We start from the raw sequence: 22,818 nt of genomic DNA, 5'->3' as shown, positions 1-22,818 counted from the left end.
GCTGTGATTGTAAGAAATCTGTAAGAAATATCACAATTCTTTTGTAAGAAATATTTCCTACCATAAATACAGGCTTGAAGAACGCGGCTGTTTTGATGAACAACAGCCGCATACACGAGGAAGGAGAAAGAAAATGAACGAATGCGTGCTGGTGGTGGATGACGACAGGGAGATTGTAAAGGCCATCGGGCTTCTTTTGGAAAAGGAGGGCTACCAGGTGCTGAAGGCCTACGATGGCATGGAGGCCCTTGAGCTTGTGGCTGAGCATCCCGTGAGGCTCATTATTATGGATGTAATGATGCCGAAGCTGGACGGCCTGTCCGCAGTTATGAAGATCCGGGAGCGGAAGAATCTTCCCATTATCGTCTTAAGCGCCAAGAGTGAGGATACCGACAAGGTTCTGGGGCTTTCCATGGGAGCGGACGACTATGTGTCCAAGCCCTTCAATCCCCAGGAACTGGCGGCCCGGGTGAAAAGCCATCTGAGACGGTACACTTCCCTTGGCGATATCCACGCACAGCAGCAGGCAGATGTGATACGCAACGGCCGTCTCTGTTATCGGATGGAGGAGCGCACCCTCTATGCAGACGGGGAGCCGGTAAAGCTTACCGCTACGGAGACAAAGATCGTGGATCTCCTGATGCGGAACCGGGGCCGTATCTTTCCGGCCGAGGAAATCTACCAGAGAGTCTGGGAGGAGGATGCCTTTGCTCCGGAAAATACGGTGATGGTGCACATACGGCGCATTCGTGAAAAAATCGAACTCAATCCAAAGGAGCCAGAATATTTAAAGGTGGTGTGGGGAATTGGATACAAAATTGAGAAAATTGAGAATCATTGTTAGTTTTACGGCCTTCTTTTTGGGAGTGACCCTGTTGCTTGGAAATTTCCTGTCTATGGTGAGCCTCATTGGCAGCAGCGCAGACAGCTTGAAAAGCCGGATAGGAACGGATTATCAGGAGCATCCGGACTTCCGCTTCTATATAGCAAGCCGTCTGGAGGAGCTTCTGGGCGTGGCAACCGGAGGAAAAGGCTGGAATAATTATGGAGTGGCCTACAGCGGCGACGGAACCTATTATTATGACGGATATTATGACGGCGGATGGCTGGGCTATTCATGGGAAACAACTGTCGTGCAGGAGGCGGAAGCAGCAGCCGGCACGGAGATCCCTACTGAGGCTGCGGCGGAGGGAGAGGCCGGGACTTCGGAAGAGGCCTGGAATGAGATACAGCAAGAGTATGGTATAGCGGATGACACCATGGATGCCATACGCAGAGGCGAGTACGACAGAGACAATAACGGCAGCCCGAAGGATGAGAAGGAGGCCCTGGAAGCGTATATGAAGGAATATGCCAGGGATAAGAACCTTCGCTATGCAGTCATTTACCAGGGAAAGCTTCTTTATACCAATATGGAGCAGCTGGAGCCCAAGGTGGGAACGGAACTAAAGGATCCGGATTTCCAGGGGTATCTTCCTGGGGAGGAGGAGTATAACTTCTGCCTGTGGTACAACGAAAAGGGAGACGGAAAGGTTCGCATCAGCAAGGACGGCAGGGAGCTGGATGTCTATGGGGACGGCGTGTACACAGAGGACAGCCTGTGGTATGTGCCTGGTTATACGAATTTTAACGTGGACGAATCTGCCATGGATGCCATGATCTTTATAGCGGCGGCAAAGCAGCCAAAGCTTTATGTTACCGGAAGCTATTCAGAGTACGGAGCCGTTCAAAACTGGGGAGGGCTTTATCGAATGCAGCAGTACCAGGAGAGCCGTTATGACAGGTATCAGGCGGCGAAATGGAAGCTGATTGCAGCCCTCTTTTTGCTGACTCTGTCAATTCTGCTTTGGAAGGATAAGCGCCGGGCGGACAACGCTATCGGAAGCTTCCTGGGGCATATCTGGCTTGAGGTGAAGCTCCTGCTGTTTGTGGGAATTCCTCTTGCATTTTTGCTTACGGGAGGAAGGGAAATCATTCAAGAGCTTATCTGGCTCTATCAGGACGGCGGTTATATGGGTGCGGAGGTATTGGGACATTATGCCGGCATGATTGTGGGCCGGGGGCCTTTTTTGACGGCTGCGTTCTGGATGGGATATCTGGGTGTGACGGATCTGAGGCTCAATAAGGGAAAACGGAAGTCTCTGCTTGGGCCCGTGATTGCAAGTATGCGGACGAAGGAACTGAAGCTTCCTATCCAGAAACGGATGGTGGAGCGGTATTGCCAGGTATTTGTGTCTGCGGTGCTGTTTTCGGTGTTTTCTATTACGGCGGCTTCTTATTACAGACATGGCTTTTATTGGAATGGGCCGGGGATTGTGCTGGTATGCTTTGTTGTATGCCCGGGTGTGTGGCTCTTGGTGTTTGGTGTCTGGCATTTGCGTAAGAATAAGGAGCTGGCAGAGGACCTGGGGGCACTGTCGGATCAGATTGCGGCTATCCGGGAAGGAAATCTGACGGAGCGGCTTCATCTGCCGGAGGATGCGGATCTGAAAACGGCTGCGGAGAATCTTAATGAGATTCAGCAGGGGATGGAGACGGCTCTTAAGGAGCAGACGAAGAGTGAACGCATGAAGGTGGAGCTGGTGGCCAATGTGTCCCATGATATTAAGACGCCTCTCACGTCTATTGTGAGTTATGTGGAGCTGCTCAAGCAGGAGGAGGATCTGCCGGAGCATGTGAAGGAATATGTGCAGATTCTGGGGGAGAAGTCGGAGCGGCTCAGGACTATGGTCCAGGATGTGTTTGAGGTGAGCAAGGCGGCTTCGAACCAGCTTCCGGTGAATCTGGAGAAGCTGGACCTCGGGAAGCTGCTTCGGCAGACACTGGCGGATATGAATGTGCAGATTGCAGAGAGCGGCCTGGTTATGAGGACGGTCATTCCGGAGGCGCCGGTGATGATTATGGCGGACGGGCAGAGGCTTTACCGTGTATTCCAGAATTTGATTCAGAATGCCCTTCAATATTCACTTAAGGGATCGCGGATCTTTTTGACGCTGACGGATAACGGGAGTGTGGCCGTGGCGAACATTAAGAATACTTCCGGGACGGAGCTGGATGACGGGGTTGATTTTACGGAGCGGTTTGTCAGAGGAGACGCAAGCCGGACGGATGGCGGCAGCGGACTGGGGCTGTCGATTGCCAGAAGCTTTACGGAGGCTTGCGGCGGTACGTTTAAGGTAGAGCTGAATGCGGATCTGTTTACGGTGACGGTGGAGTTTGTGAAAGCCCTTTAGGGGTAGACTGTTTTGCGGATTGCGCATAAAATATAGAAAAATTATTTACAGGGACTGGGACTGCTGCCTTATGCTGCTGCAGCTCCGGCCCTTGTTAAAAGGAAGAGGAAAATGGAAGAGGTTTTTGTGGAATGGGCCAGGGCGATACATAGGGAACAGACCGTTGTGGACGGGCATTTGGATCTGGCGGCGGAGGTGTATAGGCGCAGGCTGCATGGAGAACGGGATGTGGTGGAGCGGAGGTATCTTCGAAGCTTTTTGGAGGCTGGGCTGAATGTCTGCGTTTCTTCGGTGTTTGTCTCTTCCGGGGATCTGCCGGAGAAGGGGCTTCCTGTGGCGATGGCGCAGATTGCGGCTCTTCGGGAGGATTTGGAGCCGGTTCGGGATGTGATTGGCGTCGTGTCCAGCCGGGAGGAGCTGGAGGGGGCTCTGAGGGATGGGAGGATTGCGGTTCTTTTGTCTTTGGAGGGGCTGGATCCGATTGGGACGGATCTGTATCTGCTCCGGGCTTTTTATGATATGGGAGTGAGAGGGGCCGGGCTTACCTGGAGCCGGCCCAATGGATTTGCCAGGGGATGCTGTAAGGCCGGGGAGTTTGCGGAGATTCACGGAGGGCTTACGGAGCTTGGCCGGGAGGCTGTGGCGAAGATGGAAGAGCTTGGGATGTATGTGGATGTGAGCCATTTGAATAATGACGGATTCGCAGATATCCTGGAGTGCGCAAAGAAGCCTTTTATGGCCAGCCACTCGGATGCATGGAGCGTCCATGAGAATTACCGGAATCTGAGAGATGATCAGATTGCAGCTTTGGCGTCCCGGGGAGGGGTGATTGGGGTGAATGCCTGCGGAACCATTGCCGGGGCCGCGCCTTTTCCCAGAGAGCAGGCCATCGACTGTCTCTGCCGGCATGTGGAGCATCTTGCGGCAGTGGCCGGAGAGGAGCATGTGGGCTTTGGGTTTGATCTTTGCAACGGGCTTTCGGCTTCTACGCCGAGGCTTAGCTTTGATGTGGAGGAGGATGATCTTTTGCTGCATCATGGGGAGATGCTGACGCTGAGCGCAGCCCTCTTGGGGCGCGGGATGAGGGAGGATACCCTTGCCGGCGTGCTTGGGGGGAATTTCCTGCGCTTTTTTCGAGAGACCCTTTCCTGAATTTACAAAAGGGAGAGGAAATACCGAAGCAGGGCCGAACCGTCATCCATGCGGATGTCGGCGTATTCGAAGCACATCCGCTCGGGGTGCCACTGGACGCCCAGGATGGGAAGCTGTGCATGGTAGAGGGCTTCTATGACGAAGTCGTGGCTGTACTGAGCCACCAGGAGGCCGTCGCCTACGGCGCCTGTACCCTGGTGGTGGGCGCTGTTGGTGATGGGCGCATCTCCGTAAAGCTGCTGGGGGAAGGTTCCTCTGGCAGCTTTTGTAGGATGGATTTTGTCACCGTTATTGCGAGTGACGGGCATTTTGCATGAGCTGTCCTTTTGGGGAGGACGGCTTTCTTTTGGAGAGACGTATGCGTGGACAAGCTGTGAGGGCTCCGGCAGATCCTGGATGATGGTTCCGCCGAAATGGACATTTATGATCTGGAGGCCTTTGCAGATTCCTAGAACGGGTTTTTCTGCCTGTATGAAGGCGTCCAGGGTTCGAAGCTGGAGGCAGTCCAGCTGTTCGTCGATATCACGGGAGCCTTCGTCCCTGGCTCCGAAGAGGGCTGGGGCAATGTCTCCGCCGCCGGGAAGGACAAGGCCGTCGTAGTCCCAGGGATTGTAGGAGAGTCTGGGCAGGGAAAGGATGGGAGCCGATTTTCCCTGGCGCTGCAAGGGGCCGGGCGCTTTGGGCGGAAGCGTATCGAAGGATGCGCCTAGTCTTTGAAAGGCGTTCTGATAGTTGATGGTGGAATCGGCATATCCGGCGATTAAGAGTTTTTTCATGGAAGGCTCTCCTTGTTCTGCGCCGCCTTCGGAAGCGTTCCCAATACATGCTCTGCCCGGCAGCGGAATCGTAAAAACTGGTTTTAATAAAATATATGAAAATATATGAAGAAAAAGACGAGCTCTTTTCGTTTTATTAAATGAATCCATTTTTAAATCAGAATAACAGTGCTTTGGGCAATGTTTTTCGGAAATGAAGAAATAAAAAAATAAAACTTAAGATTTTATGAAGTCTATTGATCTTACGACGGAATGTGTTACTGTATTATTCAAATAATACATATGGAAAATAGTTGAAACAGTAATATTTATCAAATCAAATTACAGACGTGCGTTTTACGGCTGGAATTTGATTTAGATTAGGGTGTATGGGATAAATATTACGGAACTAGAAACAGTAATATTTATCCAATGCACAAATCAAATTACAGACGTGTACTTTACGGCTGGAATTTGATTTAGATTAGGGTGTATGGGATAAATATTACGGAACTAGAAATAAGAAAGGGGAGCTGTATGAGCGCACTGGTGGAGGTAAGAGACATTTGCAAGGTCTACAATCCCGGGGAAAATGAAGTACGGGCGCTGGATCATGTAAGCCTTACCATTAACAAAGGAGAATTTGTGGCCATTATCGGACAGTCCGGTTCCGGCAAATCTACGTTGATGAACATGCTGGGCTGTCTGGACGTTCCAACCTCCGGGAAATATTATCTGAATGGCAAGGATGTGTCTAAGCTTACGGATGATGAGCAGTCGGACATCCGGAATCTGGAGATTGGATTTATTTTCCAGGGCTTTAATCTAATCAGCAATCTGACGGCCATCGAAAATGTGGAGCTTCCGTTGATTTACCGGGGCGTGGGCAAACGGGAGAGGCACAGACTGGCTGTGGACGCTCTTAAAATGGTGGGGCTTTCCCACCGCCTTAACCACAGGCCCAATGAAATGTCCGGCGGACAGCAGCAGAGGGTGGCCATTGCCAGAGCGATTGCAGCAAAGCCTCCGGTGATACTGGCCGACGAGCCTACGGGTAATCTGGATTCGGCTTCCAGTAAGGAGATTCTGCAGATTTTGAAGGAATTGTATGTGGGCGGCAGGACGGTGATTCTGATTACCCACGACGACGGAATTGCCGCTCAGGCGAAACGGGTGATCCGCATTATGGACGGAAAGATTGAGTCAGATGAAACGCTTGATCAGGATTTTGCATGAAACTGTGACAGAACAGAGCAGTTAGAATCAGAGATAGAAAATGAGGAGAATCAGTGATGTTTAAGAAGAAAAAGAACGAAGCAGCGGAAGCAGAAATGACGGTGGAGGGGAAAAGCCCCCTGGACGAATGGAGCGATTCTTCACAGGATGATTTGGGCGGAAAGCCGAAGAAGCGCTTTTTCCTTCGACGGGAGAAGGGAGAAAAACCGGAGAAGGAGCCTTTGACGCCGGAGCAGAAGAAAAAGCGGAGAAAGCGTCTGATTATCGGAGGCATTGTAGTTGTGATCCTGGCTTTGAATATTATTCCGAAGATGTTTGCGCCGGAGGTGCTGCCTATGGTAAATGTGACGGAGGCTTACCAGGGAACGGTGGAACAGATCATTGAGGGCAGCGGAAGCGTAAAATCAGAGCATGTGAAAACGTATTTTTCCCCTGTATCGGCTACGGTTTCCGAATGTGAGCTGAAGGTGGGGGATACGGTGGAGGCAGGAGCTACGCTGCTGACTTATGACGCCGGGGAACTGGATGAGCTCTACAAGCAGGCGGAACTGACGGGAAGCGCTGCAGGCTATGGCTACCAGGATGCCATCACCAGGGATAATAAAAATGTATCCGAATTCAACCGTTCCTCTGCCGCCCTGGGTGTGCTTGAGCAGCAGGTGGAGGATGAGAAGAATGAAAATGAGCATGTGCAGGATCGGATTACCGAGTATACGGAGAAGCAGGCGGCTTCTTCTATGGTGATTGGCGAGCAGCAGGCGATTGTGGCAGATGCTCAGGCGAAAATAGATCAAGCACAGGCAGACTTGGCGGAAGCAAAGAAAAAAATACAGGAGTTAGAGGAAGGGGGAGATTCAGCCAATGGAACGCCCGATGCTCCGGCCGGAGATACAAACCCGGCGGCAGCTCCGGATCCTTCTGCACCAACAGCTCCGCCCACAGCCCCGGATCCTTCTGTACCGACAGCTCCTCCTGCAGCTCCGGATACATCCCAGGAAAAGGCAAAATGGGAAGGCGTGAAGGCAAAAGCGGAAGCAACCATCAATGAACAGACCGCAATCCGCGATGCCGCCCTGCAGAAAATCCGCGAGGAACAGGACGTCTTGAACGAAATCAACGAAAAGCTGAACAAATACCAGGATCGCTTAAAGGATTCTACGGAGAATCTGGAAAAGCTCCAGACCGACAAGGCCAAGGAGGAAGGAATCAAGGATTCCACGGATGCCTCCAGGCTGACCTCCGCAGCAAGAAACGAGCTGTCGGCCAATAACAATCTCAGCAATCTCAACGCCCAGATGACCAAGGATGAGATCAATGAGGGCAAGGCCGGAATCCAGGCGGAATTCTCCGGCGTGGTAACAGAGGTGTCTGCAGTTGCCGGCGGCCCTGCGGCCAAGGGCGGAAGCCTCTTTACCGTAGCAAGCAATGAGGATGTTGTGGTAGATATGTCTGTAACAAGATTTGACCTGGAAAAGCTGGAGGTAGGCCAGAGTGCCGAGATCAATCTGGCAGGAAAGCTTTACACCGGCAAGGTAAGCAAGCTGAGTCGTCTGGCGGCGGAGAACAGCAAGGGAACGCCGGTAGTCAGCGCCGAGATACATATTGACAATCCGGATGAGAACATTTACCTGGGATTGGAGGCTAAGGTGGCAGTAAACGGCCGCAAAGCGGAAAATGTGGTTGTAGTTCCGGTGGAAGCAGTCAACACGGGCGTGGACGGAAGCTTCTGCTATGTGGTGGATGAGAACGGCGTCGTTGCCATAAGAGAAGTGGTGACCGGTCTTGCATCCTCTATGGAGGTCGAGATTCAGTCAGGCTTAAGCGCCGGAGACAAGGTTATCCGCAATACTACCGGAATGTTGGTGGAAGAGGGTATGAGAGTTACGGCTGTGGAGGAATAGAGATGGCACAATTACTGGAATATATGAAAATGGCCGTGGATAATATCCGGGCCAACAAGGGCCGTTCTATTCTGACCATGCTTGGAATTATTATCGGTATTTCCTCGGTTATTATGATTATGTCCATCGGGCAGGGAGCCAAGGGAGAGATCAGCGATCAGCTCAATGCTGCTGTGGGCGGACAGATCTTTATCAGCGGCGCCTACGGAGACAGCGATTTGATTTACCTCACCCCGGAGGATCTGGAGGCTATCCGGGGCGTGGAGGGAGTCAAAGGCGTAACGCCCAATGACAGTATGTCCGGAAAGCTGATTTCCCCCAGAGACATTGAGTTTGATGTAGGAATTACCACGGGAACGGAAGATTTGAAGTACACCCACAATCCGGAGATGAAGTACGGCCGTTATTTTACGGATTCCGATGTGGAGGCTATGAATCTGGTAGCAGTCATAGGCGAAGGGGATGCCCGGAAGCTTTTCGGCACGGACGACGTGGTGGGAATGAGCGTGGAGGCGACCATCTACGACACGACCCAGGAGATTACCATGATCGGAGTTATCAAGGAGGAGCAGTCCGACGACGGCGGACTTGTGAACGCCATGATGTATAATTCCAACCGCGTTTCTCTCTATATGCCTTATACGGCCAACTATGCTTTTGGGTATATTCTGGATGAATTTTACAGTATTTTTGTAGTTGCGGACACCGGCTACAGCAGCGTGGCGGTGAGCAGTGAGATTGTAAGCCTTCTGGAGCGCAGATATCAGGTTCAGGGGGAGGATAAGTTCTATGTGGAGGATGCGGAGAGCCAGATTAAGATGATGACGGATGTGCTGGATATGCTGACTGCCTTCATCGCATTTGTGGCGGCCATTGCCCTTCTGGTAGGCGGCATCGGCGTTATGAACATTATGCTGGTATCCGTAACTGAGCGTACCAGGGAGATTGGTATCCGGAAGGCCCTGGGAGCCAGAACACGTTCCATTATGATGCAGTTTCTGTCAGAGTCTGCCATTATTACGGCTATGGGCGGTATCATCGGCATTGTCCTTGGGATTATAGGGGCTAAGGCCATCTGCTCGCTGCCTATGCTCGGCTTCCCTGCCAGAATCAGTATTCCAACGATTATCCTGGCTACCTTCTTTTCCTCATGCGTGGGAATTTTCTTCGGAATCTACCCAGCCAGGAAGGCGGCGAAGCTTAGCCCTATTGAGGCTTTGCGGAGGAATTAATCAGAAAACAGTTGACACTGCCTGCAGGCTGTGCTATTATACTTGGGTGACAGCAAGCAGAGTATCCACTCTCACCTCAGCGCAGGCAGGCGACTCGGGTTTATATCTGACAAGTTAAGGCGTTTTATACGTCTTGAGATCTGGTATGTTAAGTGGATAGTCTGACTATCCACTTTTTTTGGATTTTTCTTTTAAGGAGGGTATTACTATTAGCGATTTAATGATTAACGAACAGATCCGTGACAAAGAGGTCCGCTTAATCGGGGCCAATGGAGAGCAGCTTGGGATCATGTCCGCGAGGGATGCTATGAAGATTGCCAGGGAAGCAGAGCTTGATCTGGTGAAGGTTGCGCCGACTGCAAAGCCGCCGGTATGTAAGATTATCGACTACGGCAAGTACAAGTATGAGATGGCGCGCAAGGAGAAGGAAGCCAAGAAGAGACAGAAGATCATTGAGATCAAAGAGGTTCGGCTGTCACCGAATATTGACGACAATGATCTGAATACCAAGATAGGCGCAGCGCGCAAATTTATCCAGAAGGGGAACAAGGTGAAGGTATCCCTTCGGTTCCGGGGCCGTGAGATGGCTCATATTCAGAACGGAAGGCGTATCCTGGATGCGTTTGCAGAGAAGATGTCTGACATAGCGGTTGTGGAAAAGGCGCCAAAGATGGAAGGTCGTCAGATGTTGATGTTTTTAACGGAAAAGCGTCAGTAAGTACGGGAATCACCTGCATGCAGGAATGATTTTATAGAACTATGAAAAGAAAACTTGACAGGAGGAGTATATAAAATGCCAAAAATGAAAACAAGCAGAGCGGCTGCAAAGCGTTTCCACAAGACAGGAACCGGCAAGTTAAAGAGAATGAAAGCGTATAAGAGCCATATCTTAACCAAGAAATCTCAGAAGAGAAAGAGAAACCTGAGAAAGTCAGCCATTACAGATGCAACCAATGTTAAGAGCATGAAGAAGATCTTACCGTATCTGTAAGCGAGGAATATTTCAAGGAGGAGAGAAAAAATGGCAAGAATTAAAGGCGGCTTAGGCGCTAAGAAAAGACATAACAGAGTATTAAAGCTGGCGAAGGGCTACAGAGGAGCCAGAAGTAAGCAGTATAGAGTAGCAAAGCAGTCCGTAATGAGAGCGCTGACCAGCTCTTATGCAGGAAGAAAGCAGAGAAAGCGTCAGTTTAGACAGCTTTGGATTGCGCGTATCAACGCAGCAGCCAGAATGAATGGTTTATCCTACAGCAAGTTCATGCATGGATTGAAGCTGGCAGAGGTTCAGTTAGACAGAAAGATCTTAGCCGATATGGCTGTAAATGATGCGGCAGGCTTTGCATCACTAGTTGAGCTGGCAAAGGGTAAGCTGGCGTAAGCGGGCATCCTCTTTTTACAGAGAGTATTACAACAAGAGAAAGAGCCATTGAAACAGAGTGGAAAAGCGTCTGTATTCAGTGGCTTTTTTTTGCAGATAAAAAAAGAAGCGGACAGCCAGGACGGTCCCGGCTATACCGATTTATCTAACAATGTATGGTATCCCACATCAAAAACCTTAGCAAAATATGTAAGCTCTATATCCGTTACAAACCGCTTCCGGGCTTCGATTCGCTGGATTGCATTTTTATCTACATCCAGTCCCAAAAGCTGCAGCGCATCCGCAAGCTCCCTCTGGGACCAGCCCCTTGCCAGACGCTGAGTCCGGATTGCGGATCCGGAAATATTATTTTTATTACCAATTTTATTTTTATACATAAGCCACCTTTGACAGATACTGAATGTCATTTACTTTTTAAATTCTATGTTAAAATCTTTATAAGTATGACATTTATTAAATGTCAAAATTTTGGAAAGGTGATTTTGAAATGAAAAAAGGTCCGGTAAGAGAAGACGACAGTGGGAAGAATTTTTTGGAGTTATATGGACATTTATCCGGACAAGGGAAGGAAATAGCGGAAATTTTACTGAAAATCGGAAACAGCAGCATATTAACAGAACGGGAATTTGAAATTTTGATTTGGACGTTGATGGGGGAGCGCTTGTAGGCCAAAAACCTTGAGGCAGGGTTCGTTGTATTTTCAATATAATTACGTTATAATGAAGATGTATTGTGAATGGAAGATGAGCAGCAGGCACTGATTATAGGCAGAAAGGGCTGAAAAAATGCAGATAGAAGACATTAAACGTATGGCATATACGGTTCTTGAGCAGAATCATATTGAGACAGATTATATTGAGTATAAGAAGTCTGTCAATTTTAAATCAGGAATATTGAAAACAGCCTGCGCTTATGCAAACAATTATATGGTAAGTACATGAAAGAATACCTGGTATCTACAAATGCAAAAGAGGCTATCCAGGCATCTTACACGATTAGGGATGCAGATAAAATAGAACATCGGATTGTATATAACTGGCCGTTGGCCGCTTTTGAGGAGTTGGCCACAAACTGTATTTTGCATAAACGGTATGAATCGCCTAATTATATTGGGATTTATGTGTATAGTGATAGAATCGCATTTGTGAATCATAATCGGCCTATGCCTCCGGTTACCATTGAAGCGATGAATAGCCAGAGCAGCTTTGACAATAGAAAATATTTGAATCCGGAATTAAAAGATATGTTCTTTGCACTGAATTTAATTGAATCGTATGGATCCGGAATTCGAAGGGCAAAGGAGGCATTGAAATCAAATAGGTCACCTAAGATGGAATTTTTGCCCAATAATGATTATGATGATTATACGATGGCAGTAATCTATATAAATGAAGAATTTGCAGAAATATCGAAGGACGAAAAAAAGATTATTGAGTCTGATAAAAAGCCGATAAAAGCCGATAAAAAGCCGATAAAAGCCGATAAAAAGCCGATAAAAATGGAGAGGAAATCTCTAATACTAAATTATATTGCTCAAAATGGCTCAATCAGTAATCGAGAAGCAAAAAAAATTTTGAATTTGGCTGAGTCAACAGTAAAACGGTTATTAAAGGAAATGGTAGATGAAGGGCTGCTGAGAAGTGAAGGGGAGAGAAAGAGCAGACGGTATACGGGCAGAGATTAAGGGCCTGTTATGATAAGGCGTAAGAAGTGCTTAAAGCAGTATTTGGGATGGTACATTGCAGTTTGACAAATCAAGCGAGCGTGCTATAATTAGCAGTATGTCAAAGAGAGTGCTAATGATAAAGAGCAACAGCTCAAGCAATTGTAGAGCAATATCTTACCGCCTGTGAAATCTGCCTGGAAATGAAGTGCATGGGAATGATATTGCAGAGCTTAATAGAAGAAAGAAGGAATAGAAATGACAGAGATTACCATTATTTCCGGTTTCCTGGGAGCCGGAAAGACAACGCTTATCAAGAAGCTTCTTAAGGAGGCCTTTCAGGGGGAAAAGATTGTCCTGATTGAAAATGAATTCGGAGAGATTGGCATTGACGGCGGCTTTTTGAAGGATGCCGGAATCCAGGTAAATGAGATGAACTCCGGCTGTATCTGCTGCTCCTTAGTAGGAGACTTTGGTACGGCTTTGAAGGAGGTTCTGGATACCTATGGGCCAGATCGGATTCTGATTGAGCCCTCCGGTGTGGGTAAGCTTTCCGATGTGGTAAAGGCTGTGGAAAATGTGGCAGGCTCCACTGATGTTCACATTGACAGTTCCATCGTTGTAGTGGATGGAAAGAAATGCAAGATGTATATGAAGAATTTCGGTGAATTCTTCAATAACCAGGTGGAGCATGCAGGGACTATCGTGATAAGCAGAACCCAGAGTATGACAGATGAAAAGCTGGAGGAGTGCGCGGCCCTTCTTCGTGATCACAATGGACATGCTGCAATGATCACAACACCTTGGGACGAACTGGACGGAAAGCAGATTCTGGCAGCCATGCACCACGCAGAGCTGGAGATGGAGGAGCATGACCGCCATCACCACGATGGGGAATGTGAGCACGGCCATCACCACCATGAGCATGATGAGAACTGCACCTGCGGCTGTCATGATCATCACCATCATGATCACGAAGGCCATCACCACGCAGATGAAGTATTTACAAGCTGGGGCGTGGAGACAGCTCATAAGTATACGGCAGAGGAGCTGCAGCAGATACTGGAGGAATTGAGCGGCTCCGAAAAATACGGCATTATTCTTCGCGCCAAGGGTATCGTTCCCGATACCGACGGCAATTGGATGCAGTTTGATTTTGTTCCGGAGGAATACGAGGTTCGGGACGGAAGCCCTGATTACACAGGACGACTGTGTGTCATTGGATCCAAGCTCGATGAGGATGCGCTGAAGGAACTGTTTCATGTAGTATAAGGCAGATTTTGGTACTGGAATAGGAGCAGCTATGAGTCTTTTAAATAAAGTACCTGTTTACGTGGTAAACGGGTTTCTGGAAAGCGGAAAGACTTCTTTCATACAGGAGACGCTTTCTGACCCTTATTTTTCCGACGGAGGCAAAACCCTTCTTATTGCCTGTGAGGAGGGGGAGGAAGAGTATGATAACCATATCCTGGAATCCTATGATACGGTTATGACAGTGGTGGAGGGAAAGGCGGAATTTACCCCGGAGTTTCTGGAGGCATGCAGGAAGGAATACAAGCCCACCCAGGTTATGATCGAGTACAACGGTATGTGGGGCATGCAGTACCTAAGGGACATGCAGCTCCCCCGGGGATGGTTTCTGGCTCAGGGCATTACTCTGGTAGATGCCGGAACCTTCGATCTGTATATGCAGAATATGAAGTCTCTCTTTATGGATATGGTACAGGATTCCGATCTGGTAATCTTCAACCGCTGCAAGGAGGGGACAAAGGCTGCCTCCTATAAGCGGAATATCCGGGCGGCCAATCCCAGGGCACAGGTAGAATTTGAGCAGGAAGGCGGAGAGCTCTTTGAATATGAGGAGGAGCTTCCCTTTGATTTGAATGCCGAAATCATTGAGATCGGAGATATTGACTATGGTATCTGGTATCTGGACGCGATGGATCATCCCGAACATTACGAAGGCAAAACTGTCCGGTTCAAGGCAATGGTAATGCGTCCGAAGGAGCTGGAGGCAGGCTATTTTGTACCGGGGCGGAGGGCCATGACCTGCTGTGCGGACGACACCGTATTTTTAGGCTTCCTGTGCAAGTCTCAGAATGTTGACAAGCTTCGTAACCGTCAGTGGCTTACCGTTACGGCCAAGGTAAAGGTGGAGGCCAGGAAGGAATATTCCGGCGAGGAGGGCCCGGTGCTCTATACGAAGGCGCTGAAGTCCGTGGAGAAGCCGGAGGAAGAGATGGTGTACTTCTAGCAGAATCATCCGATCTCCGGCCTTCGATACTGCAGCAGCAGATTTTTCAAATGAAACATAGAATCCGTAAGGAGCTTATCCTTATGGTAAACCAGATTAAAGGTGCGGTTCCAGGCATGCTCCGGATGGGGCAGCATATGGATCGTGCCTTTTTGCAATTCCTCTTCAATAAGGCGCACGGAAATCACTGCCATACAGTGATTGTAAAGAATGGCATGCTTCATAGCCTCCGGAAACGGAGCTTCTATCCGGCAGCGAATGTGAATATGGCTGGCGTGCAGGTATTCTTCGAACAGCGCCCTTGTACCGCTGCCCTTCTCACGCATAACAAAATCCAACCCCTCCAGATCCGAGGGGCAAAAGGAGGTCAGGGAGGCAAAGGGATGGTCTTTGCTGCAGGCCAGAACAAGATAATCCTCCACCATTGGAATACTGATGAGATCCGGACTTTTGATTACGCCTTCCACGATGCCGGCATCCAGCTCCGACTTTAAAAGCTTGTCCTCAATCACGGCAGTATTTCCAATGAAAGAAAAGGTATCCACCTGGGGCTTCCTCTGGCGGAAATCCTCCAGAAGGGATGGGAGCAGGCAGGAGCCTACCGTGACGGTAGCGCCGATCCGGAAATGCTCGGTCTGGGTGCAGTTTTCCATATGAAGCTCCAGATCCTCAAAGGCACGGACTGCATTCCGGGCCAAATCAAGGAGCTCCCGTCCTGTCTCCGTGATATAAAGGCGTTTTGAGAGCCTGTCAAACAATTGGGTGTGATAATGGGCTTCCAGCTCGTGAATGGCCTGGCTGATGGTGGGCTGAGCCAGATAGAGCTTCTTGGCCGCCACGCTCATTTTGCCTGTCTCGGCTACTGCAATAAATATTTTCAAATGACGGATGGTCATATATGCCTCCTGTTTCCCTTTTACAAGATCCCTCCCCATAGAGATTTCTATTACATGAAAAATGAATTTTGCATGGCAGGAGAGATTGCTGTTGAGAGATTCACATGTATTCATAAAAAATAGTATCATTTCTGCAGCGTATTGACAAGTGACACAGAAACTGAGAATACGTTTCAAAAAGAACAAAAATCAACCCGCCAGCAAAAAGAAGAAAAGATGATGCAAATATGATGTAATTTTGATTCTGTTATGATGTAGTCCTCCGCTAAAATGAACACTAGTAGTCCGTACCGGAAATCCTTGTGCATATTTCCGATACGGACTACTAGATAAAGAACGGCAGAGGGGAGAAGACTATGAAAAAACGGATGAATAAAATCATATTACTTTTATTATGTATCGTAATCAGCTCATTTTGCGCATCTGACAAAAAAGTGCAGGCCTCATGGGCGAAATCAGGAGCAATGGGGCATTATCTGCAGAAAAACGAAGGCCTGCCCAGGACGGATAAGGGAGAGGAAAACAGTTTGCCGGGGAAGCAGATGAAGGAAAACCGGGAACGCTTTTTGGAAGAGGCAGGGAACCAGGGCGTAAAGGCAGAGCAGGCGGCGGAGCTTTTTGACCGGCTTTTGGAGGATGATGTGTTTCAAAAGGGCGCCATGAAGCTGACAGGGCTTCGGCTGGATGATATGGACGGGAACGGGCAGAGGGACATGCTTCTTATGGTGCAGGATGCAGAGGAAATAGTCTTTTACGGGTCGGGAAGCTTATGGCTTTACATGAATGAGGACGCGCCCTACTGCTTTGAGGAGGAAGCGTGCTCCTATTACGGCATTTTTGATGTATTCTGGGCCGATGTGGACAATGATGAAAACATAGAGATTGTGTTCAGCGCAGAAGGATTTGGCTGCGGTGCGGTGGGAGATTCCTACAAGGCTGTTTTTAAATATAGAAACAACACCATAGAACGCATGGAGCTTCCTTCCGACCTGGATGCGGATTATGACCAGGGACTTACCGTAGACGTGATACAGGAGCCGGAGGCAGGCAGCTACAGCGCATATTGCTCCTACCTGGACGAGATACTTCCCTTTCACCGGAAGTATGGCGGCACGCCTCCGGAGACGGCGCAGCTTGCAGGCGGCAATGCACGGGGATTTTACGATTTATCGGTAACAGAATATGAAGGAAGAAACGTACTTCAGGCTTCCGAGTATCTCTATGGGGAAGGCGGAGCAGCAGACTGCGCAGGCGTTGCGCACTTTTTCATTACATGGGAGGAGGACGGTACTCCGACAGTAGTCAAGTGGTGGATTGAAGAGGGAGTCTAAAAAGAATTAACAGGTTACCAGCCCTGGAATAGGCAGTAACATTGATAGGTTTTACCTATGTTATTCATAAAATAATATCATTTTAATTATTAATTCCCAAGTGATATAATAATTCTAAACGAGGCATCAAGGTAATTTCGACACAGAATTGTTAAAAAAATCACGAAAAGAAAGGGGATTTTACCGATGAAAGTACTGATTATCGGGGGCGTTGCGGCCGGTACGAAGGCGGCAGCGAAAATCAAACGGGAAGACCGCAGCTGCGAGGTGACGATTCTCACCAAGGGAAAAGACATTTCCTATGCAGGCTGTGGGCTTCCTTATTATGTGGGAGGCGTGATTCCCGCAAAGGAGCAGTTGATCGTGAATACACCGGAATCATTTTCCAAGCTTACAGGCGCAGAGGTTCTCACGGAAACCGAGGTTACGGCCGTTGACACGGCGGCAAAGACCGTCACAGCCGTACATAACGGGGAGACCGGCACTTACAGCTATGACAAGCTGATCATCGCCTCCGGCGCATCACCCTTCCGTCCGCAGATTGAAGGCCTTGATCTGGAAAATGTATTTTTTATGCGCACTCCGGACGACGCCATTGCTCTTAGGGAAGCGGTAGAGGCCGGAAAGATCAAGAGGGCGGTCGTTGCAGGCGGCGGCTTTATCGGCCTTGAGGTGGCCGAGAACCTGGCGGAAAAAGGCGTCCGTGTCAACGTCATTGACTTTGCCCCCCATGTACTGCCCAATTTCCTGGACCCGGAGCTTTCCGAGTATGTGGAAAATAAAATGGCTGATGCAGGAATCAATCCCATGACGGGCGTTGCCTTAGAGGGCGTGATTGGCGACGGCAAGGTGGAGAAGGTGCAGACCAGCAAGCGCGCGGTAAAGGCCGACGCCCTCGTTCTGGCAATCGGAATCCGCCCCAATACTGCATTCCTGGAGGGAAGCGGCATTGAGATGTTCAAGGGCACCATTCTCACGGATAAAAACCTGCGCACCAATGTGGAGGATGTGTACGCCATCGGCGACTGCGCCATGGTAACCAACCGGGAGACCGGCGAGCCTGCCTGGTCCCCCATGGGCTCTACAGCCAATATTGCAGGACGTGTGCTGGCAAAGAATCTCTGCGGCAAAGAGATTGAATATGCGGGCGTACTGGGAACCGGCGTGGCCAAGCTTCCGGGGGGCATCAATACTGGACGTACCGGGCTTACAGAGACAGCGGCAAAGGCAGCGGGCCATGATGTGGTTTCCGTGCTCTGTGTGGTGGACGACAAGGCTCATTACTATCCCGGTGCAGGTTCCTTCATTATTAAAATGGTAGCAGACAAGACAACCCGGAAGTTCTTAGGCCTGCAGGTACTGGGAACCGGCGCGGTTGACAAGGTGACGGATATTGCCGTAACTGCTATTTCCCTGGGAGCAACCGTAGATCAGCTGGAGAATCTGGATTTTGCCTACGCACCGCCCTTCTCCACGGCCATTCATCCCTTCGCCCACGGGCTTAATATTCTGTTGAATAAGATGAGCGGAGCCTTTGAGACCTTCACACCGGCGGAGTTTGCAGAAGGAAAAGCAGAAGGATACCGTATGGTGGACGCTTCCATTCAGCCGTCCATTCATTCCGCTCCCTACCTGGATCTGACTAAGATCGACGGGGAGGTAGAGGGCTTTGGCAAGGATGAGAAGCTTCTTCTTGTCTGTGCCAAGGGAAAACGCGCCTACATGGTGCAGAACCGTCTGAAATACTACGGCTACACCAACACGAAGGTATTGGAAGGCGGCACCACGTTTAATACCGTAGAGGAAGAAGATTAAATAAAAACGAAAAACAGGAGGATATATATTATGGCAACATTAACCATCAGTCCGGAGGACGAGAAGAAGGTAAAGGCAAGAGGATTTTTGAGCAACAAGGGAACGGACAATTTTTCCGGACGTATTATCACCATCAACGGTAAAATCACCGCAGAGCAGCAGAAGGTTATCGGCGAGGCGGCCGAGAAGTTCGGCAACGGAATCGTAACCTTCACCACACGGCTGACCATCGAAGTACAGGGAATTCCCTACGACAAGATTGATGATTTCTGCGAGTACATTGCAAAGGCAGGCCTGGTAACAGGCGGAACCGGCTCCAAGGTGCGTCCGGTGGTAGCATGTAAGGGAACCACCTGCCAGTACGGCCTTCTGGACTCCTTTGAGCTTTCCGAGGAGATTCATCACCGTTTCTATGAGGGATACCGCCAGGTACTGCTTCCCCACAAGTTTAAAATCGCCGTGGGCGGATGTCCCAACAACTGTGTGAAGCCGGATCTGAATGACCTTGGAATCATCGGGCAGCGGATTCCCAACTATGAAGAGGACGACTGCAACGGCTGCAAGAAGTGTGCCGTTGAGAAGGCTTGTCCTGTAAATGCCGCTAAAATGGCAGACGGCGTAATGGAGATTGACAAAGATATCTGCAACAACTGCGGACGCTGCGTGGGAACCTGTCCCTTTGACTGCATCGAGGACGGAACCTACGGCTACAAGATCTACATCGGCGGACGCTGGGGCAAGAAGGTGGCTCAGGGCCAGGCCCTTTCCAAGGTATTTACCGACAAGGAAGAGGCTCTTTCGGTAATTGAGAAGGCTATCCTGTTGTTCCGGGAGCAGGGACAGACCGGGGAGCGTTTTGCAAGAACCATTGAGCGTCTCGGATTCGACAATGTGGAGAAGCAGCTTCTCTCCGACGACATTCTGGCAAGAAAGCAGGAGATCCTGGATGCGAAGCTTCATCTCACAGGCGGCGCTACCTGCTAATTGCAATATCTAATACAAAAGAAATCTGAGGGAGTTAAGAAAAATGAATATAAAGAAAACAGGTGCCATCCTCCTGTGCCTTGTCATCGGATGGCTGGCAACTCTTTCTACGGACTGGCAGACTGCCTTGCTGGATCGCACCGTTATGGGAGGGCCCATGGTAGCCCTTCTGGTGTCCATGATTGCCTGCAACCTGCTTCCAAGCCTTGACAAAGACTTCAAGGCCGGAACTACCTTTGCAAGCAAGAAGTTTCTGAACTGGGGCATTATTCTCACCGGTGCAACCTTAAGCTTTGCGGATATTCTGGGAACCGGCGTGAAGGCGCTGCCTCTGATATTGTTCAACATCTGTCTTTCCTTTGCTATTGCCCTGCTGGTTGGAAAGAAAATCGGTGTGAGCAGGAACACTTCGATTCTGGTAGGCGGCGGAACCTGTATCTGCGGCGGAACGGCCATTGCCACCCTGTCACGGATCATCAAGGCCCTGGAGGAGGAAATTGCTTTTGCTATGGCGGCAATTTTCCTGTTTGACACCCTGGCGGCATTCAGTTATCCCTATTTGAGCGGTGCTTTGGGACTGACGGACAATCAGTTTGCATTTCTGGCCGGAACAGCCATCAATGACACTTCTTCCGTGGCCGGAGCACAGGCTACTTATGTAGCGATGAATGGTCTTGGAGAGTGGAGCGGCGCTTTGAATGTAAAGCTTGTCCGGACTACAATGCTCATTTTTGTAGCTCTGGTATGGACGATCATTATGGCAAAGGATGCCAAGGGGAGCGGCAAGGGCGGACAAAGCGATTCCCTGCTCAATGTTGTGAAGAAAACCTTCCCCATGTTCATCTTATGGTTCGTGGTTATGGCCGGGCTGAATACCTTCGGCGTATTCGAGTTTCAGGTGCCGAGCCTTGACATGTCCGCGTCAAAGCTTTTGGGAAAACTTGCGAAATTCCTCTTTGCATCGGCTCTGGCCGGCGTAGGCTTTAAGATTAAATTTAAGGATGTATTTTCTAAGGGCGTCAAGCCCATTGCCCTGGGCGGCATTACCTGGGCCTGTGTAGCGGCCAGCTCCCTGGCCTTTGTGTTCCTGTTTTCGGGATACATCGGATAAAAAGCACCTGGACAGTGGAAAATTTTTCTGTTATGATACGTGTATAATACAAAGGCAGTTTGCGAAAGCAGGCTGCTTTTGTTATATGGAATAGAGGTATGGATATGGATCGTATGGACAGGAGCATACTAAGACACTTGAAGGAAAATTCCAGGCAGACGGCTTCCCGTATCGGCCAGAACATCCATTTGTCCGTATCGGCGGTTATTGAGCGGATACGAAAGCTGGAACGGACAGGGATTATTCAAAAATACACGGTAGTTCTGGATGAAAGGCAGCTGGGCAATGCACTGACGGTCTTTGCTGTCCTGCAGCTTTCCCATTGGAAATACCATGAGCCTTTTGCAAAGGAGATCCTCGCCTACGAAAATATCTGCGAGTGCCACGCCATTGCCGGAGATATGGATTATCTGCTGAAAATAGTGACGAAATCAGCCTTAAGCTTGGAGCAGATTCGTCAGGATCTGCGGAGGATGCCCGGCGTATCCGGGCTTAAAATCCTGTATGTGCTTTCTACTGTTAAGAATGAATATTCGGTTCTGCCCATGGACTGAGGCTTTCTTTCTTAAAAAACTATAAAATAGATCTTCGTGCTTGACAGAAACGTCCCGGGGGCTTATGCTCCTTAATAATAGCTTTACCCTGGCCGACGGAACTTGAGATATTACGGAACTAAAATAGAGGTTTAAAAATGAATCTGAATCGAGAAACTATGAAGAAGCTGATGCTTTTGATTGCTTTTACTATATTGCTGCTGGTGGGCGTCCAGAGATTGGACGCAGTTTTCGGAGCAGTAAAATTTCTGTGGGGAATCGGCTTTCCCTTTGCGCTGGGAGGGGCCATTGCCTTTATCTTAAATGTGCCTATGACAGCTCTGGAACGCTGGCTGTTTCCTGAAGAAAAAACTGCGAAGAGCAAGCTGAAAAAGAAGCTTGCCCGTCCTCTTTGCATGATTCTTTCTATTCTGCTGGTGCTGGGCGTGATTTCCCTGGTGATTTTTGTCGTGGTTCCGGAGCTTGGTTCTACGGTAGTGGGACTGGGGGCCAGTGTTGAGGCGTTTATTCCAAGGGCACAGGAATGGCTGGAGGATATTTTCCGGAATAATGAACAGATTGTTGCCTGGATTGAGAGCTTGGAAATGAATTGGGAGAAGGCCGTAGAGACGGCCTGGAGCTTCTTCCGCAGCGGAGCTGGCAGTGTGCTGTCCTCCACCATGACCGTGGCAAAGACCATTATCAGCGCTGTGACGAATTTTTTCATCGGCTTTGTATTTGCCTGCTATGTGCTGCTCCAGAAGGAAAAGCTGGGGGAACAGTGCAGGAAGCTTCTGGCGGCGGTCTTTCCCGGGAAACAGGTGGATTACATTCTTCATGTGTGCTCTTTAAGCCACCGCACCTTTTCCAGCTTTATCACCGGACAGTGCATGGAGGCGGTGATTTTGGGAGCAATGTTTTTTGTGGCCATGAACCTGCTGCGGTTCCCCTATGCGCTGCTGGTTGGAGTGCTGGTAGCGTTTACGGCGCTGATTCCTATTTTCGGAGCCTTTATCGGCTGCGTGGTGGGGGCCTTCCTGATTTTGATGGTCAATCCGGCCCAGGCGCTGGGCTTTATTGTGCTGTTCCAGGTACTTCAGCAGATTGAAGGAAACCTTATTTATCCCCGTGTGGTAGGGAATTCCGTGGGGCTTCCGGCTATCTGGGTATTGGCAGCCGTGACAGTAGGAGGCAATCTTATGGGGATTTTGGGAATGCTGATTTTTATTCCCATTGTGTCTGTACTTTATGCGCTGCTTCGGGAGTGGATGTATGGGAGGCTGGAGGAGAAGAGACAGCAGAAGTGAGCGGCTTTATCCTTTAGTGCTATCGTGCAGCGATTTT

Annotated in this window: 23 protein-coding genes; 20 read left to right on the top strand and 3 right to left on the bottom strand. The window is 49.5% G+C overall.

Features of this window, described 5'->3' with window-relative positions; all coding sequences use genetic code 11:
• Nucleotides 1-133: 133 nt before the first annotated feature.
• The 3 genes from VV089_RS14360 to VV089_RS14350 all read left to right on the top strand — a co-directional run bounded on the left by VV089_RS14360 (nucleotide 134) and on the right by VV089_RS14350 (nucleotide 4,385).
• Nucleotides 134-844, top strand: a complete 711-nt coding sequence (locus tag VV089_RS14360; RefSeq protein ID WP_334336392.1) for a response regulator transcription factor — start codon at nucleotides 134-136, stop codon at nucleotides 842-844.
• Nucleotides 807-3,233: a sensor histidine kinase gene (locus VV089_RS14355; protein WP_334336391.1), complete on the top strand. Its 2,427-nt coding sequence runs from the start codon at nucleotides 807-809 to the stop codon at nucleotides 3,231-3,233. Before VV089_RS14360 ends, VV089_RS14355 begins: the two co-directional genes overlap by 38 nt.
• A 111-nt stretch (nucleotides 3,234-3,344) precedes the next feature.
• Nucleotides 3,345-4,385 (top strand): dipeptidase, encoded by a 1,041-nt coding sequence (locus tag VV089_RS14350; protein ID WP_334336390.1) that lies wholly within the window; start codon nucleotides 3,345-3,347, stop codon nucleotides 4,383-4,385.
• Nucleotides 4,386-4,387: 2 nt separating this feature from the next.
• On the opposite strand, the gene VV089_RS14345 is transcribed toward VV089_RS14350, so the two are convergent.
• On the bottom strand, nucleotides 4,388-5,161 hold the full coding sequence (locus tag VV089_RS14345) for a gamma-glutamyl-gamma-aminobutyrate hydrolase family protein (RefSeq protein WP_334336389.1): 774 nt from the start codon (nucleotides 5,159-5,161) through the stop codon (nucleotides 4,388-4,390).
• Between the two features lie 516 nt (nucleotides 5,162-5,677).
• Between VV089_RS14345 and VV089_RS14340 the strand changes: the two genes are divergently transcribed.
• From VV089_RS14340 to rplT, 6 genes are all read left to right on the top strand, one after another.
• Nucleotides 5,678-6,376: an ABC transporter ATP-binding protein gene (locus tag VV089_RS14340; protein ID WP_334336388.1), complete on the top strand. Its 699-nt coding sequence runs from the start codon at nucleotides 5,678-5,680 to the stop codon at nucleotides 6,374-6,376.
• A 56-nt stretch (nucleotides 6,377-6,432) separates the two neighbouring features.
• A complete protein-coding gene (locus VV089_RS14335) occupies nucleotides 6,433-8,277 on the top strand; it encodes an efflux RND transporter periplasmic adaptor subunit (RefSeq protein WP_334336387.1) in 1,845 nt (614 codons plus the stop codon).
• Between the two features lie 2 nt (nucleotides 8,278-8,279).
• The gene (locus VV089_RS14330) at nucleotides 8,280-9,509 is read left to right on the top strand and encodes an ABC transporter permease (RefSeq protein ID WP_334336386.1); all 1,230 of its coding nucleotides are present in this window, start codon (nucleotides 8,280-8,282) and stop codon (nucleotides 9,507-9,509) included.
• Between the two features lie 220 nt (nucleotides 9,510-9,729).
• Complete coding sequence (gene infC, locus VV089_RS14325) at nucleotides 9,730-10,227, top strand: translation initiation factor IF-3 (protein ID WP_172541206.1); 498 nt, start codon at nucleotides 9,730-9,732, stop codon at nucleotides 10,225-10,227.
• A gap of 75 nt (nucleotides 10,228-10,302) precedes the next feature.
• The gene (gene rpmI, locus VV089_RS14320) at nucleotides 10,303-10,500 is read left to right on the top strand and encodes a 50S ribosomal protein L35 (protein ID WP_172541205.1); all 198 of its coding nucleotides are present in this window, start codon (nucleotides 10,303-10,305) and stop codon (nucleotides 10,498-10,500) included.
• A gap of 30 nt (nucleotides 10,501-10,530) precedes the next feature.
• Nucleotides 10,531-10,887, top strand: a complete 357-nt coding sequence (gene rplT / locus VV089_RS14315; RefSeq protein ID WP_172541204.1) for a 50S ribosomal protein L20 — start codon at nucleotides 10,531-10,533, stop codon at nucleotides 10,885-10,887.
• A 131-nt stretch (nucleotides 10,888-11,018) separates the two neighbouring features.
• On the opposite strand, the gene VV089_RS14310 is transcribed toward rplT, so the two are convergent.
• Entirely contained in the window at nucleotides 11,019-11,264 is a 246-nt protein-coding gene (locus VV089_RS14310) for a helix-turn-helix domain-containing protein (protein WP_172541203.1), read from the bottom strand.
• Between the two features lie 110 nt (nucleotides 11,265-11,374).
• Between VV089_RS14310 and VV089_RS14305 the strand changes: the two genes are divergently transcribed.
• From VV089_RS14305 to VV089_RS14285, 5 genes are all read left to right on the top strand, one after another.
• On the top strand, nucleotides 11,375-11,554 hold the full coding sequence (locus VV089_RS14305; RefSeq protein WP_172541202.1) for a hypothetical protein: 180 nt from the start codon (nucleotides 11,375-11,377) through the stop codon (nucleotides 11,552-11,554).
• Nucleotides 11,555-11,672: 118 nt separating this feature from the next.
• Entirely contained in the window at nucleotides 11,673-11,828 is a 156-nt protein-coding gene (locus VV089_RS14300; protein WP_334336385.1) for a hypothetical protein, read from the top strand.
• The gene (locus VV089_RS14295) at nucleotides 11,825-12,571 is read left to right on the top strand and encodes an ATP-binding protein (RefSeq protein WP_334336384.1); all 747 of its coding nucleotides are present in this window, start codon (nucleotides 11,825-11,827) and stop codon (nucleotides 12,569-12,571) included. Before VV089_RS14300 ends, VV089_RS14295 begins: the two co-directional genes overlap by 4 nt.
• A gap of 237 nt (nucleotides 12,572-12,808) precedes the next feature.
• Nucleotides 12,809-13,822, top strand: coding sequence for a CobW family GTP-binding protein (locus VV089_RS14290; protein ID WP_334336383.1), 1,014 nt, complete (start codon nucleotides 12,809-12,811; stop codon nucleotides 13,820-13,822).
• 31 nt (nucleotides 13,823-13,853) lie between these two features.
• Entirely contained in the window at nucleotides 13,854-14,804 is a 951-nt protein-coding gene (locus VV089_RS14285; protein ID WP_334336382.1) for a TIGR03943 family putative permease subunit, read from the top strand.
• 5 nt (nucleotides 14,805-14,809) lie between these two features.
• On the opposite strand, the gene VV089_RS14280 is transcribed toward VV089_RS14285, so the two are convergent.
• The gene (locus VV089_RS14280; RefSeq protein WP_334336381.1) at nucleotides 14,810-15,700 is read right to left on the bottom strand and encodes a LysR family transcriptional regulator; all 891 of its coding nucleotides are present in this window, start codon (nucleotides 15,698-15,700) and stop codon (nucleotides 14,810-14,812) included.
• A 356-nt stretch (nucleotides 15,701-16,056) separates the two neighbouring features.
• Here VV089_RS14280 and VV089_RS14275 point away from each other — a divergent pair, with 356 nt between their 5' ends.
• The 6 genes from VV089_RS14275 (at nucleotide 16,057) to VV089_RS14250 (ending at nucleotide 22,781) form a co-directional block, all read left to right on the top strand.
• Nucleotides 16,057-17,031, top strand: a complete 975-nt coding sequence (locus VV089_RS14275) for a hypothetical protein (protein ID WP_334336380.1) — start codon at nucleotides 16,057-16,059, stop codon at nucleotides 17,029-17,031.
• A gap of 186 nt (nucleotides 17,032-17,217) precedes the next feature.
• Nucleotides 17,218-18,846 carry an FAD-dependent oxidoreductase gene (locus tag VV089_RS14270; protein ID WP_334336379.1) on the top strand — a complete coding sequence of 543 codons (1,629 nt, stop codon included), beginning with the start codon at nucleotides 17,218-17,220 and terminating at the stop codon, nucleotides 18,844-18,846.
• Between the two features lie 30 nt (nucleotides 18,847-18,876).
• Nucleotides 18,877-19,830 (top strand): 4Fe-4S binding protein, encoded by a 954-nt coding sequence (locus tag VV089_RS14265; RefSeq protein ID WP_334336378.1) that lies wholly within the window; start codon nucleotides 18,877-18,879, stop codon nucleotides 19,828-19,830.
• Between the two features lie 43 nt (nucleotides 19,831-19,873).
• Nucleotides 19,874-20,941: a YeiH family protein gene (locus VV089_RS14260; protein ID WP_334336377.1), complete on the top strand. Its 1,068-nt coding sequence runs from the start codon at nucleotides 19,874-19,876 to the stop codon at nucleotides 20,939-20,941.
• A 104-nt stretch (nucleotides 20,942-21,045) separates the two neighbouring features.
• Nucleotides 21,046-21,495 carry an Lrp/AsnC family transcriptional regulator gene (locus tag VV089_RS14255; protein WP_334336376.1) on the top strand — a complete coding sequence of 150 codons (450 nt, stop codon included), beginning with the start codon at nucleotides 21,046-21,048 and terminating at the stop codon, nucleotides 21,493-21,495.
• 137 nt (nucleotides 21,496-21,632) lie between these two features.
• Entirely contained in the window at nucleotides 21,633-22,781 is a 1,149-nt protein-coding gene (locus tag VV089_RS14250; RefSeq protein WP_334336375.1) for an AI-2E family transporter, read from the top strand.
• The last annotated feature ends 37 nt before the right edge of the window (nucleotides 22,782-22,818 follow it).

The sequence above is a fragment of the Candidatus Merdisoma sp. JLR.KK011 genome (assembly GCF_036941125.1).
Classification (GTDB): domain Bacteria; phylum Bacillota; class Clostridia; order Lachnospirales; family Lachnospiraceae; genus Laedolimicola.
The sequence above is the reverse complement of the archived record's forward strand: the minus strand, read 5'-3'. Positions and strand labels throughout refer to the sequence as shown.